This window comes from Ensifer sp. MJa1 (genome assembly GCF_037026475.1).
Lineage (GTDB): Bacteria > Pseudomonadota > Alphaproteobacteria > Rhizobiales > Rhizobiaceae > Ensifer.
In genome coordinates this window covers 1-11,886 of record NZ_JAKUMO010000048.1, presented here as the reverse complement: position 1 = coordinate 11,886, position 11,886 = coordinate 1, and the positions used below count along the sequence as shown (strand labels likewise).

At 60.8% G+C, this 11,886-nt stretch carries 13 protein-coding genes, 2 tRNA genes and 1 pseudogene; 9 read left to right on the top strand and 7 right to left on the bottom strand.

Going from position 1 to position 11,886, the window contains the following annotated elements; all coding sequences use genetic code 11:
- Positions 1-172: 172 nt before the first annotated feature.
- Positions 173-610, bottom strand: coding sequence for a DUF1489 family protein (locus MKZ91_RS31240; protein ID WP_336174906.1), 438 nt, complete (start codon positions 608-610; stop codon positions 173-175).
- A gap of 119 nt (positions 611-729) precedes the next feature.
- Positions 730-2,130: an L-serine ammonia-lyase gene (locus MKZ91_RS31235; protein WP_336174905.1), complete on the bottom strand. Its 1,401-nt coding sequence runs from the start codon at positions 2,128-2,130 to the stop codon at positions 730-732.
- 824 nt (positions 2,131-2,954) lie between these two features.
- Between MKZ91_RS31235 and MKZ91_RS31230 the strand changes: the two genes are divergently transcribed.
- From MKZ91_RS31230 to MKZ91_RS31220, 3 genes are all read left to right on the top strand, one after another.
- On the top strand, positions 2,955-3,647 hold the full coding sequence (locus MKZ91_RS31230; RefSeq protein WP_336174904.1) for a DUF599 domain-containing protein: 693 nt from the start codon (positions 2,955-2,957) through the stop codon (positions 3,645-3,647).
- A 130-nt stretch (positions 3,648-3,777) separates the two neighbouring features.
- The gene (locus tag MKZ91_RS31225; RefSeq protein ID WP_336174903.1) at positions 3,778-4,779 is read left to right on the top strand and encodes a heparan-alpha-glucosaminide N-acetyltransferase; all 1,002 of its coding nucleotides are present in this window, start codon (positions 3,778-3,780) and stop codon (positions 4,777-4,779) included.
- Between the two features lie 3 nt (positions 4,780-4,782).
- Positions 4,783-5,256: a methyltransferase family protein gene (locus MKZ91_RS31220; RefSeq protein WP_336174901.1), complete on the top strand. Its 474-nt coding sequence runs from the start codon at positions 4,783-4,785 to the stop codon at positions 5,254-5,256.
- Between the two features lie 94 nt (positions 5,257-5,350).
- On the opposite strand, the gene MKZ91_RS31215 is transcribed toward MKZ91_RS31220, so the two are convergent.
- Both MKZ91_RS31215 and mgtE read right to left on the bottom strand, forming a co-directional pair.
- Positions 5,351-5,737: a MerR family transcriptional regulator gene (locus MKZ91_RS31215; protein WP_336174900.1), complete on the bottom strand. Its 387-nt coding sequence runs from the start codon at positions 5,735-5,737 to the stop codon at positions 5,351-5,353.
- A 73-nt stretch (positions 5,738-5,810) separates the two neighbouring features.
- Positions 5,811-7,232 (bottom strand): magnesium transporter, encoded by a 1,422-nt coding sequence (gene mgtE / locus MKZ91_RS31210; protein ID WP_336174899.1) that lies wholly within the window; start codon positions 7,230-7,232, stop codon positions 5,811-5,813.
- 390 nt (positions 7,233-7,622) lie between these two features.
- Here mgtE and MKZ91_RS31205 point away from each other — a divergent pair, with 390 nt between their 5' ends.
- Entirely contained in the window at positions 7,623-8,132 is a 510-nt protein-coding gene (locus tag MKZ91_RS31205) for a peptide deformylase (protein ID WP_336174898.1), read from the top strand.
- Between the two features lie 48 nt (positions 8,133-8,180).
- Entirely contained in the window at positions 8,181-8,450 is a 270-nt protein-coding gene (locus tag MKZ91_RS31200; protein ID WP_336174897.1) for a hypothetical protein, read from the top strand.
- A gap of 109 nt (positions 8,451-8,559) precedes the next feature.
- On the opposite strand, the gene MKZ91_RS31195 is transcribed toward MKZ91_RS31200, so the two are convergent.
- Positions 8,560-8,644: transfer RNA gene (locus tag MKZ91_RS31195), tRNA-Leu, on the bottom strand.
- 172 nt (positions 8,645-8,816) lie between these two features.
- Between MKZ91_RS31195 and MKZ91_RS31190 the strand changes: the two genes are divergently transcribed.
- Positions 8,817-9,017 carry a hypothetical protein gene (locus MKZ91_RS31190; protein WP_336174896.1) on the top strand — a complete coding sequence of 67 codons (201 nt, stop codon included), beginning with the start codon at positions 8,817-8,819 and terminating at the stop codon, positions 9,015-9,017.
- A 44-nt stretch (positions 9,018-9,061) separates the two neighbouring features.
- Here the strand turns inward: MKZ91_RS31190 and MKZ91_RS31185 are convergent.
- Positions 9,062-9,146 (bottom strand) — tRNA-Leu (locus MKZ91_RS31185).
- A 193-nt stretch (positions 9,147-9,339) separates the two neighbouring features.
- Here MKZ91_RS31185 and lipB point away from each other — a divergent pair.
- On the top strand, positions 9,340-10,059 hold the full coding sequence (lipB, locus tag MKZ91_RS31180; RefSeq protein WP_336174895.1) for a lipoyl(octanoyl) transferase LipB: 720 nt from the start codon (positions 9,340-9,342) through the stop codon (positions 10,057-10,059).
- A 6-nt stretch (positions 10,060-10,065) separates the two neighbouring features.
- Here lipB and MKZ91_RS31175 read toward each other — a convergent pair whose 3' ends face one another.
- A complete protein-coding gene (locus MKZ91_RS31175; protein ID WP_336174894.1) occupies positions 10,066-11,001 on the bottom strand; it encodes a DMT family transporter in 936 nt (311 codons plus the stop codon).
- 345 nt (positions 11,002-11,346) lie between these two features.
- Between MKZ91_RS31175 and MKZ91_RS31170 the strand changes: the two genes are divergently transcribed.
- Together MKZ91_RS31170 and MKZ91_RS31165 are read left to right on the top strand one after the other, a co-directional pair.
- A complete protein-coding gene (locus MKZ91_RS31170) occupies positions 11,347-11,745 on the top strand; it encodes a helix-turn-helix domain-containing protein (RefSeq protein WP_336174893.1) in 399 nt (132 codons plus the stop codon).
- A 65-nt stretch (positions 11,746-11,810) separates the two neighbouring features.
- Positions 11,811-11,886: pseudogene (locus MKZ91_RS31165) on the top strand (GNAT family N-acetyltransferase); the annotation flags it as partial.

Sequence of the window (11,886 nt, the reverse complement as noted above, 5' to 3'; positions counted from 1 at the left end):
GGCCGGGTTTCTTCAACATGGCCCACTGAATCACAAACCCCCAGCTCTCGCCAGGGGTTTGTCAGCAGTCTGAAGGCGGCGAAGGCCGCCTTTTTGCATTCATCCGGATGCAAGGCTTGGCTGCGAGCAATAATGCGGCAGCGCCAGGGTTCATGCCGGGGAAAGCCGGGGGCTAGAGAAGCCCGAGTTCAGCCAGTTCGCGGCGCAGCTCAAGCGGCATCTCCGCAGCGCCGCCGGACAACGATGCCAGATCACGCGGCGCATCCTTGACGTTCAGATAGCGCCAGCCCTGGAAGGCGCGACGCGGCTGGAACTCCGTCTCGATCACCTCCGGACCGAGAAGCAGATTGCAACGTCCGATGCCCTCGCCGTCGATAAAGGTCTCGATGCCGATCAATGGCTGCCGCGCCTGCACGGTGCCCTTGATGACCCAGTAGAGCGAACCGCGGTTCAGCAGTTCTTCCACGCGCTTCGGCACCATGCGCGTCGTGTGAAAGGAATGCGGCTCGAGCCCGGCGGCCATGGCTGCCATGGCCTTGCGCGAAACCCATTCGCGCAGGTCCTCGACCGATTCCGCCCCGACGCAGAGTTTTATGAGATGCAGAGACATAGCCGTTTTTGAACACCCGTCTGGCCGTTGCGGTCAAGCGGCGAGAGGATGGTCATCCACTTCAAAGTGACACCACGAGCTTTGCGCACTTCAAAAGGCGCGCGGCTCCGTATGGCACATCAACATTCGACGACGTTGACCGCAAGGCCGCCGGTCGATGTTTCCTTGTACTTCTCGTTCATGTCGACGCCGGTCTGGCGCATCGTCTCGATGCAGGCGTCGAGCGGCACGAAGTGCTTGCCGTCGCCCTTCAGCGCCAAGGACGCGGCCGTCACCGCCTTCACCGCGCCGAGCGCGTTGCGCTCGATGCAGGGAACCTGCACGAGGCCAGCAACGGGGTCGCAGGTCATGCCGAGATGATGTTCGAGTGCGATCTCGGCCGCGTTTTCGATCTGCTCGGGCGTACCACCCATGACGGCGGCAAGACCGGCAGCCGCCATGGCAGATGCCGAGCCGACTTCGCCCTGACAGCCGACCTCGGCACCGGAGATCGAAGCATTGTGCTTGATGATGCCACCAATCGCTGCGGCGGTGAGCAGGTAGTCGCGGATGCCTTCCTGATCCGCGTCTTCATGGAAGTGCATGTAATAGCGGATGGTCGCCGGGACCACGCCTGCGGCGCCGTTGGTCGGCGAGGTAACGACCCGGCCACCGGCAGCATTTTCTTCGTTGACCGCCATGGCGTAGACGCTCAGCCAATCATTGGCGAGCAGCGGATTGGCCTTGTTGGAGCGCCACTCTTCCTGCAGCTTGTCATGGATCGAACGCGCGCGACGACGAACCTTCAGGCCGCCCGGCATGATGCCATCCTGACTGAGGCCACGATCGATGCAATTGCTCATCGCGCCCCAGATACGGTCGAGCCCGGCATTCAGTTCGTCCGGCGACATCGTCGCTTCTTCGTTTGCCCGCTTCATCTGGGCGATCGTGAGCCCAGAGCGCGCAGACATGTCGAGCATCTCCTGTGCCGATGAAAACGGGAAAGGCACCTTGACGCCAGCCGGCTTGTTCCTCGAAGCGCGCATGGCCTCGAGCTCGGTATCGGTCACGACGAAGCCGCCACCGATCGAATAGTAGATCCGCTTCAAGAGCAACCGGCCATCGCGGTCGAAAGCGGAGAAGGACATGCCGTTGGCGTGACCGGGAAGCGGCACTTTCTTGTCGAAGATCAGGTCCGTCTTCGGCTGGAATTCGTACGACGGATGTCCCGGCGGCGTGATCCGGCCGGTGCGCTCGACCTCGTCGATCAGCGTGTCCATGCGATCGGGATCGACGAGATCCGGGCGCTCGCCGACAAGTCCGAGGATCACCGCCCTGCCCGTTCCGTGACCGATGCCGGTATGGGCGAGCGAGCCGTGCAGGCTGACCTTGATCGCGGCAACCGCGGCATGGGACGGGCGCGGCCAGTCATCGGAAAGGATCAGATCCAGAAAGCGGTTGGCGGCCGACATCGGCCCCATCGTATGCGAGCTCGAAGGCCCGATGCCGATCTTGAACACGTCGAAGACGGAAAGAAACATTAGCTGCCTGCCCTGGAGACTGACCCTCGGTGCTTGGCACGATCGCCTCAGCACCCACATTGATGATTGCCTCGATACCACGCTTCGGCGCTGATGCGAACCGACGCGGCATCCTCTTATTTGCCTCCGGATTTTATCCTCAGATCGGTGCCGATTTAAGGAGGTCCGCAGCGAATATAGGAACAAACCCTAAGCGATCCCATGGCAGACGATCAGGCGGTCTACCGACATCCGATCCCGTTCGTGCGACATTGTCGTCAGGCAGTTGCGGAACCAGTGGCCCGGAATGAAAAAAGCGCGGCTCTTTCGATGCCGCGCTGTCAATCAGTGGACCTTGCTACTGCCTGTCTCCGTGGATCTCAGTCGATTTCAGGAGAACATGCAGCACTTCAAAGTGCTTAGCGACCTGGCGCGCTTCAAGGGCGCGCGGCGCCGTAGATATCAAAGACCGCCGAAAAGATATGCAAGAACCAGAACGCCAGCGAAACCAGCCACGGCGCGAGCAGTCACACCCCAGCAAGACTTCTGAATTGTATTGTCCATGATGTCTCCGAAAAACTTCCAACGGCCGCGAGCAGCACAACCGGCGCCCGCGTCTGGGGCCATGCATATTGAAGAAAGTGTAAATGTGCAATGGGGGAATGTGGCGGAAAAGTGTCAAGGGCCGATCGCTCCGTCCAAGGATCCGACGGAAACCGCGCAATCCGCCGACCGCGGGCATGAGAAATTCCGCCGCAATTTCATCACAGTAGTTGACGCGCCGTCGATTCTTTCGTCGCCGCCGCCACCTTGCATTTTCCAAAAGCCATGCCAAAAACACGTGTATGACCTTCGAAGATTACATAGCGCTTGTCGTGTTCATTCTGCTTTGGACCGGTTTCAGCTGGGCGACAGACGGCACGCGCGGCTTCAAACGCGTGAGTCTCACCCGCCTGATGAACGAGCATCGTGGTCGATGGATCCGAAATTCGCTCAATCGCGATCTGAAAATGATCGACACGCAGATCATCGCGGGCCTGCAGGCCGGCACGGCCTTCTTTGCCTCGACGACGATCTTTGCGCTTGGAGGTTGCTTCGCGCTGCTTGGCGCGACGGAGCAGGTGCAGATGATCTTTGCCGACATGCCTTACGTGTTTCATGGCGGACGGACCGCCTTCGAGCTGAAGGTTGGCGGTCTCACCTGCCTGTTCGGCTACTCCTTCTTCAAGTTCGGCTGGTCCTACCGGCTGTTCAACTACTGCTCGATCCTCATGGGCGGCATTCCGATGACCGCGGATATGCAGCGAGACCGCCACGCGGCGGAGAAAGCGGCAGAACGGGCCATCCGGATGAATGTGCTCGCCGCCAAGCACTTCAATGCCGGCCTCAGGGCGATCTTCCTGTCGATCGGATATCTCGGCTGGTTCGTCAGCCCCTATGTCTTCGTCGGCCTCACGCTCTTCGTCATCTTCGTCCTCACCCGCCGACAGTTCTTCTCCGAAGCCCGCGCGGCCCTTTTGCCGGACACAACGACCTGACGCGCCGCGCGGCCGGCGCTCTCAAGCGACACAGACCGCAGGCGCAAGTCTCCAATTCAAATGAACGGCACGTGTCTGGCGCAAGCCCGACGTGTCATTCTCTTTCACGCCAACAGGATGGCGAACAACGATGCCCGATAACAACTTGACCTCCCCGTCAACGCAGCTCTCGCAATCGCCGGGCCGGCTCGCCTTCATCGATGTGGCACGTGGCGTGGCGCTGCTCGCCATGGCGACCTATCACTTCGTCTGGGATCTCGAGTTCTTCGGCTACGTCGCTGCGGGCACCGCCGGCACAGGCGGCTGGAAAATCTTCGCCCGCCTGATCGCCAGCAGTTTCCTGTTTCTTGCCGGCTACAGCCTGGTGCTCGGGCAATTACCGAAGCTTCGGATCAATGCGTTCTTGCGCCGCTTTGGCAAGATCGCCGGTGCCGCGGCGCTAATCACCCTCGGCACCTATTTCGCGTTCCCGGACACCTTCATCTTCTTTGGCATTCTGCATGCGATTGCCGCTGCAAGCGTGATCGGGCTTGTCTTCGTGCGGCTTCCTGCCGTTGTTGCCCTCCTTGCAGCAGCGGCAGCCATTGCGGCCCCCTTCTATCTGCGCTCGCCGATCTTTGACGCGCCTTGGCTCTGGTGGGTCGGCTTGTCCGAAACGCTGCCGCGCTCCAATGACTACGTTCCGCTGCTGCCGTGGCTTGGGCCATTCCTGCTCGGCCTTGCAGCAGCCAAACTCTTCCATCAACGGCTCGTCTCGGCCCTCGCACATCGTCCATCCACAGACCAGAATGGCAAGCTGTGGACAGCGCGGTTTGCCTTCGCCGGTCGTCACAGTCTGGCCATATACCTCATTCACCAGCCCGTGCTCATCGGACTGGTCTATCTCTTCTCGCTGATCTCACCGCCGACATTGCCGGACCCCAAGCAGGCCTATCGCAGCAATTGCGTCGCCGCCTGTAATCAGGGAAATCCGACTGTGCCGTGTGAGGCCTTCTGCGGCTGCACGCTCGACCTTCTGGTGGAACAGAACCTGTTCGACGCTCTGAACAGGGGAGAGAGCAACGTTGGCACTGATGAACGCATTGCGCGAATCGCGGGACAATGCACAATGAACGTGCAATCAGGGGACTAGGACATGAATGCCTATCGTGCCAAGCCGCTGAACTTCCCATGGCCCGCCCTCCTCTACGGCGTCGCCACGCTCTCGGCGCTCGTTCTGGCGCGACTTTCACCAATCCCTGTCGCCCACGGGCACGGCTGGTTTCCGTGGTTGAGCGGCGCCGCTTTGATCGTTCTGGCGGTTTTGCTCGATATCTGGGCGATCAAGACGTTGCTCGACCGCCACACTGCCGTCATGCCCTATCGATCGGCGACTTGCCTCGTGACCTACGGGCCATTCCGCTTCACGCGCAACCCGATCTATCTCGGCTATACCTTGATGATGGTGGGCTTCGGCCTAGCGACGCTCAATCCGTGGTTCTTCATCACCGCCGTTGCAGCGGTGATGCTGACAACGCTTTTCGCCATTCGCACCGAAGAGCGGCACCTGCTTTCACGCTTCGGCTTCGAGTTCGAGCGTTATTGCCGGCACACCAGCCGCTGGATCTGACGCGGCGGGCAGGAAGGTCGAAACACGACCGCCAACGCAAAAGGGCAGCGCAAGCGCCACCCTTCGAAACGTTTCCGCAAAAGACCAAGACCCGTCAGGTGCCAACGCCGATCTCAGCCAGGCGCGTCAAGCACGCTTCCTCGACATTGTTGAGTTCGGCCAAGGTGTCATCGATGTCCTTGCGCTTCTGGCGAAGCTCCTCGCGCTTTTCTTCGACGCGGCTCATCAACAGCCGAAGCTGGCCCATCTCGCCGGGCGGGTCCTTGTAGACCTGGATAATTTCACGGATCTCGGCAATCGTGAACCCGATGCGCCGACCACGCAGGATCTCCTGGATCAGGCGCCTGTCGGCCGGCCGGAACAGGCGCGTCCGTCCGCGGCGCTCCGGGTGAATGAGGCCCTCGTCCTCATAGAACCGCAGCGTTCGGGTGGAAATGCCGAATTCCCGCGTCAATTCGGTGATGCTATAGTATTTATTCACGCTGCCATTCCATGATTTCCTGCACCTCCACTATCGTTGACCTTGACGTAAAAGTCAAACAACGGCGCTCACGTCACGTAACGTTGAACCACCAGGTGGCGATGCCGAGAAAACTGAAGAAGCCGGTGATATCGGTAATGGCCGTCACGAACACCGCGGAGGAGACCGCCGGGTCTGCCCCGAAGCGGTCGAGACAAAGCGGAACCAGGATGCCGGCGAGTGCGGCAGCCATCATATTGATCAGCATGGCAGTGGCGATGATGCCACCGATGTTGGGATCCTGGAACCAGAGACCGGCAAGCAGGCCGATCAGCGTTCCGAAGATCATACCGTTCAAAAGCCCCACCCCGGCCTCGCGTCGAATGATGCGGGGGGCGTTGTGAATATCGAGACCACGGGTGGCGAGCGCGCGCACGGTGACTGTCATCGTCTGCGAACCGGCATTGCCCCCCATGCCCGCGACGATCGGCATCAGGATGGCAAGCGCCACGATCTGCTGGATGGTCGCGTCGAACAGGCCGATGACCGACGCTGAAACACAAGCCGTCATCGAATTGATGAACAGCCAAGGAACACGCGAGCGCGAGGCCTCGGCGACCGAGTCCGACAGTTCTTCGTCGCCGACACCGCTCAAGCGCAAGAGGTCTTCTTCTGCTTCTTCCTGAATGACGTCGACGACGTCGTCGATGGTGAGCACGCCGACAAGCCGACCGTTGTCATCGACGACGGCGGCGGAAAGAAGGTCGTACTGCTCGAAGAGCTGGGCCGCCTCCTCCTGGTCCATTTCGGCCGGAATGGCGTGGCTCGTGTCGTGCATGATCGCATCGACCTTGACCGAACGCTTGGTCCGGAGCACCCGGTCGAGGTCCATCGCACCGAGCAGCTTGAAGGTGGGATCGATGACGAAGATCTGCGTGAAGCTTTCGGGCAAGTCCTCGTCTTCGCGCATGTAGTCGATCGTCTGGCCGACGGTCCAGAACGGCGGCACCGCCACGAACTCGGTCTGCATGCGGCGGCCGGCCGTGCTTTCCGGGTAGTCGAGCGAACGGCGCAGCCGGACCCGCTCGGTAAAGGGCAATTTGGCGAGAATCTCGTCCTGATCTTCCTGGTCGAGGTCCTCGAGAATGTAGACGGCATCGTCCGAGTCCATCTCACCGATGGCTTCGGCGATCTGTTCGTTCGGCAGATGCTCGACGATATCGAGACGGATCGCCTCGTCGACCTCGGTCAGAGCTGAAAGGTCGAACTCCTTGCCGAGCAGCGAGACCAGAGCCAGGCGCTGGTCAGACTGAATTGCTTCCAAGAGGTCGCCGAGTTCCGAGGAATGCAGGCCAGCCACGTGCTGGCGCAGATAGATCGTATCGCGATCGGCGATCGCGGCGCCAACATGCATGAGAAAGTCGGATCGGACCGAACCGTCGTCGGCATAGATGTCCGAACCGTCAAAGGTCTTGACGTCTTCAGAACCGCGGTCGTCGTCCCCGATATTGCTCATGGGCGCCCTCAAAACGATTGTTACTTCCCGGTCATCCACCTCATGAACCGGAAAGAATGCGTCACTGACGGTTGGTTTGGCCGCCTCCGCTGGTCATGTTCCGAAGGTTAGGCCCCATGCCCTGCTAACGCAAAGCCCCACTAAGGTCCACAGCACGAAGCGCGCTTGCCCGCAGCGACAACAAATTTATTCAAGCTGTTGCAAATACATGTAAAACCGACACTACCCCAACCCAATCGACATCGGCCGCATGATCGGTTAGCACTTCGGCGTGGCCACCCGCGTCGGAATCGATTGCGGAACGCCCGGCAGCAACGCAAAGGTTCCAACCTTTCGGCATGTCAGACCGGCCACCCATTACCGTGCGCCGACGCAGTCAAGGAAAATCGCATGGCGATCCGCCCCATTGTCCGCTTTCCGAGCCCCCTGCTGAACCAGAAGGCCGAAACCGTCTCCATGTTCGACACGACCTTGGCGGCGCTCGCGACGGACCTTCTAGAAACGATGCGGGCGGCACCCGGGATCGGCATCACAGCGCCGCACGTCGGTATCTTGCAGCGCATCACGGTGATCGAGCTCGACCGGGAGACCGGCGCCAAGACCTACGTCAATCCCGAGGTCGTCTGGCATTCCGACACGCCGTCCAAGCACGCGGAGGGCAGCGTATCGATGCCGGGGATTTCAGAGGATGTCGAGCGCCCGCACGCCGTCCGCATCCGTTACCAGACACTGCGTGGCGAGACGCTCGAAGAAGAGGCCGACGGTCTGATGGCCGTCTGTCTACAGCATGAAATCGACCAACTCGACGGTATCTTCTGGACCCAACGCCTCTCGCGCCTAAAGCGCGAACGGGCGGTCAAGAAGTTCGAGAAGCTGTCGCGCGAACAGACGCGAAACTAGGCTCGCCTCGCAGCACCAAGTCATTCCTCGTTCACCAAGGACCAAACAATGAAGCCAACATATCTCGCAGTCATCGGCCTACTGGCGCTCGCCGGCTGCAACAGTGCCCAACAGAGCCTTGAGCCCCTGCCCGAGAGCCTGACCTATGGCGAAAACGCCGCCACGAGAAAGACCCAGGCCGCCCCCGGCACCATGGTTCAACACCGGTTCAGGTATGAGGGGCAGATGGTCTACGAAACCTACGAGGTCCAGCCCGATCACAGCTTCAAGCTCGTGCGCCGGCGCATGGACCAGAGTGGCCCCGAGGGCAACAGCTAGACGCCTTCGCATTACTGACGCCGGCAGTCAGACCGATTGGCTGCTGACAGACGTGCCAACCTAAATGTCGGTAACGACAACAAAAAACCCGGCCGAAGCCGGGTTTTTTTGGTGCGGTCGAGAAGACTCGAACTTCCACGGGTTGCCCCACAGCGACCTCAACGCTGCGCGTCTACCAATTCCGCCACGACCGCATCGTGGTAGGCCGACTTGCGTCGACGGGGCTGCATGTAGCAAAAGCCCTTGGGGTGCACAAGCATGACAATGGACATTTCGAACGGCGAAGTGGAAAACCTGTTGTCCCGTTGACGGCAGGCGGTAGCCAAGCTCTTTCCGACGGCAATAGCCTCGCGCGGTGGAACGAGAATGACCCCAGCCGTCGCTGCGCGACCCAAGTCTGCACGGGCCCTGTTTGACGCCGCGCTGAAGCGCGGCTTTTGCCGCGATGGGGCAACACCGATCGCGAACAGGGAGAACAACGTCATCCGCGAACGCCCGATCTGGAGCGCTGCGACGCCGCGCGTGGATGAGCGGCACCCGATCCTGGCCGGTCTCTGTTTTCGCTAACAGTAAGATTAGAAACAAAAAACCCGGCCGAAGCCGGGTTTTTTTGGTGCGGTCGAGAAGACTCGAACTTCCACGGGTTGCCCCACAGCGACCTCAACGCTGCGCGTCTACCAATTCCGCCACGACCGCATCGTGGTAGGCCGACTTGCGTCGACGGGGCTGCATGTAGCAAAAGCCCCTGGGGGGCACAAGGGCATCACGACAGAAATTTGACGGTAAATGAAACTATTTCAACAGCCCGCTCGCCAAGCCTTGGAAACGCTGGACTCTTGCCTCGCGCCATCCCATGTACAGGCTCTCACAAAACAGGAATGCCGAGCGAATGCAGCGTGAAGATCTGAACCAGGAGATGTTTGCCCCACCGGAATCGCCGCCGGTTCGCTGGCGGATCGCCTCTGATCTGGTGGCTTATCCACAGGCCGTCGAATTCATGGAGCAGGAAGCCGCCGCGATTGCGGCCGGCACCGCGGATGAGCTTGTCTGGCTGGTCGAGCATCCGCCGCTCTACACCGCAGGCACCAGCGCCGATGCCGCAGACCTCGTGACGCCTGACCGCTTTCCGGTCTATGCCACCGGCCGCGGCGGTGAATACACCTATCACGGACCTGGCCAGCGCGTTGTTTATGTCATGCTCGACCTCAAGCGCCGGAAACAGGACGTGCGCGCCTTCGTCGCCGCACTCGAAAGCGTCATCATCGCCACGCTTGATTCGATGAATGTCCGAGGCGAGCGCCGTGAGGATCGGGTCGGCGTCTGGGTGCGTCGCCCGGAACGACCTGCCCTGCCCGATGGCTCGATGGCCGAAGACAAGGTCGCGGCGATTGGGATCCGCCTGCGCAAATGGGTGAGTTTCCATGGCTTCGCGCTAAACGTCGATCCGGACCTCGACCATTTCGGCGGCATCGTTCCCTGCGGCATTCGCGGCTACGGCGTCACGAGCCTCGTCGATCTCGGCCTGCCGGTGATGATGCCGGATGTCGACATCCGATTGCGCCAAGCTTTCGAAACGGTGTTCGGCCCGACGAAAATCGAGGAGGCCTGAGCCCGCTCAGCCTGCCTTCCGCCGCACTTGGCGCTCGCGCCAGATAATGAAAAGACCAGAGCCGACGATAATCGCGATGCCAAGCCACTTGGACAGTGACGGGAAATCTCCAAAGATGAGATAGCCGAGCGCCGTCGCCGTGACGATCTCGAAATAGTGAAACGGCGCAAGCAGCGAAACCGGCGCGGCCTGGAAGGCCTTGACGACCAGCAGATGCCCATAGCCGGAGAGCGCACCGAGGATGACGACGAGCCCCCATCCGAGCGCCGAGGCCGGCAGGGATGGCACGAAATCGGCGTTGCCCATGCCGTTGCTGACCAGGATCACCACAGCCATCATCAAGGTACCGCCGATGCCGGCAATGGTCTGCATCGTCAGTGGCGAATCGCCAGTGCCGACCGCGCGATTGAGAAGCAGGTAGCAGGCAAAGACGAAGGCGCAGGCAACCGGCAGCAGCGCCGTCACGCCGAAGACCGCGAAGCTCGGCTGGATGACGATCATCGCTCCGCCGAAGCCGACGACGATGGCGAGCCAGCGCCGCCACCCGACCTTTTCCTTGAGAAACACCGCCGAAAGGCAGGTCAGGATGAAGGGCTCGACGAAATAGATCGCAAAGGTATCGGCCAGCGGCATGTACTTCACGGAGATGAAGAAGAACAATGCCGCTGTCGCCAGGAGCACGCCGCGCAACAGATTGGCCCAGGGCCGCTTCGGCCTCAGTGCCCGCAAACCACCGGCGCCCAAGAGCAGTGGCAGCGTCGCCACGAGCTGGAAGAAGAATCGATAGAAGGTCACCTGGCCGGGCGACATGCCTTCGTAGACCGCCATGTATTTGGCGATCACGTCCATGCCGGGCAGGATCACCATCGCAAAGAGCATGATGGCGACACCTTGCATCACAGTGTTGCCTGGCGCGGCGGTGGTCGTTCGGGCCTCGTTCATGGGCAAGCTCCGGTTGGCTGCCGCACACTAGAACATCCTGCCCACAAGTGGAATCACTTGAGCCAGAAAGATGCTCTAGAATCAAAGTGCTAGTGCGTCCCTTTTGTCTCGCATGGACGCACGGCGCTAGCCAGCCAACAGCATGGCATTCAATGCCACACCGCACCGTTTTGATCGGGTGTGTTCGCCCACTAGCCGCAATTGACGGTGTTTTTGGCGCTCCGGGGTGGTCCCTCGCCGACCAAATGCCTATAAGCTCAGGACATCTTCCGCCCTGGAGATCAAACCGGCTTTCTGGCCTGATGTCCGGGACCTTTGAACGTAACCGTGGCAAAGGAGATATCCATGCGTTTGTCCACCGAAACGATGATTGACCGCCTGCGCGACACCAGCGACGGTGATACGCTGGGAGGACGCATCTGGAGGGCCCGCGACGCCGCCAATCTCAGCACCAAGGAACTTGCCGACCAGCTTGGCGTGCGCACCGAAACGGTCGCTGCCTGGGAGCGCGATCGCGCCGAACCTCGGACAAACCGATTGTTCATGCTTGCTGGTGTGCTCGGCGTCACGCCCGCCTGGCTGATTGCCGGTCTCGGCCGCGCACCGGATGCCGATATCAACGAGGACAGAGGCGACGGCCTGCGCGAGCAGCTTGCGCTCATCAAGAAGTTGCATGAACAGACCGGCAGGGCCATCGCTGCTCTTGAGATGGAACTCAATCGCGTTCAACAGAACATTCGTTAGCCTATTGCCGATTCCACGGGCGGCCTTTCTGGCGCCCGGACCAATTCATTCCAAGGAGAAGACAGATGGATGTACGCGCCGCCGTTGCCGTTCAGGCAGGCAAGCCGCTCGAGGTCATGACGGTTCAGCTCGAAGGCCCCA

Bases quoted from the DNA above. Each gene is read 5' to 3' on its own strand.
- MKZ91_RS31220 (WP_336174901.1), top strand. From the start codon at position 4,783: ATGAATGCCTATCGTGCCAAGCCGCTGAACTTCCCATGGCCCGCCCTC.
- MKZ91_RS31175 (WP_336174894.1), bottom strand. From the start codon at position 11,001: ATGAACGAGGCCCGAACGACCACCGCCGCGCCAGGCAACACTGTGATG.
- MKZ91_RS31235 (WP_336174905.1), bottom strand. From the start codon at position 2,130: ATGTTTCTTTCCGTCTTCGACGTGTTCAAGATCGGCATCGGGCCTTCG.
- MKZ91_RS31230 (WP_336174904.1), top strand. From the start codon at position 2,955: ATGACCTTCGAAGATTACATAGCGCTTGTCGTGTTCATTCTGCTTTGG.
- MKZ91_RS31240 (WP_336174906.1), bottom strand. From the start codon at position 610: ATGTCTCTGCATCTCATAAAACTCTGCGTCGGGGCGGAATCGGTCGAG.
- MKZ91_RS31170 (WP_336174893.1), top strand. From the start codon at position 11,347: ATGCGTTTGTCCACCGAAACGATGATTGACCGCCTGCGCGACACCAGC.
- mgtE (WP_336174899.1), bottom strand. From the start codon at position 7,232: ATGAGCAATATCGGGGACGACGACCGCGGTTCTGAAGACGTCAAGACC.
- MKZ91_RS31200 (WP_336174897.1), top strand. From the start codon at position 8,181: ATGAAGCCAACATATCTCGCAGTCATCGGCCTACTGGCGCTCGCCGGC.
- MKZ91_RS31225 (WP_336174903.1), top strand. From the start codon at position 3,778: ATGCCCGATAACAACTTGACCTCCCCGTCAACGCAGCTCTCGCAATCG.
- MKZ91_RS31205 (WP_336174898.1), top strand. From the start codon at position 7,623: ATGGCGATCCGCCCCATTGTCCGCTTTCCGAGCCCCCTGCTGAACCAG.
- lipB (WP_336174895.1), top strand. From the start codon at position 9,340: ATGCAGCGTGAAGATCTGAACCAGGAGATGTTTGCCCCACCGGAATCG.
- MKZ91_RS31190 (WP_336174896.1), top strand. From the start codon at position 8,817: ATGACCCCAGCCGTCGCTGCGCGACCCAAGTCTGCACGGGCCCTGTTT.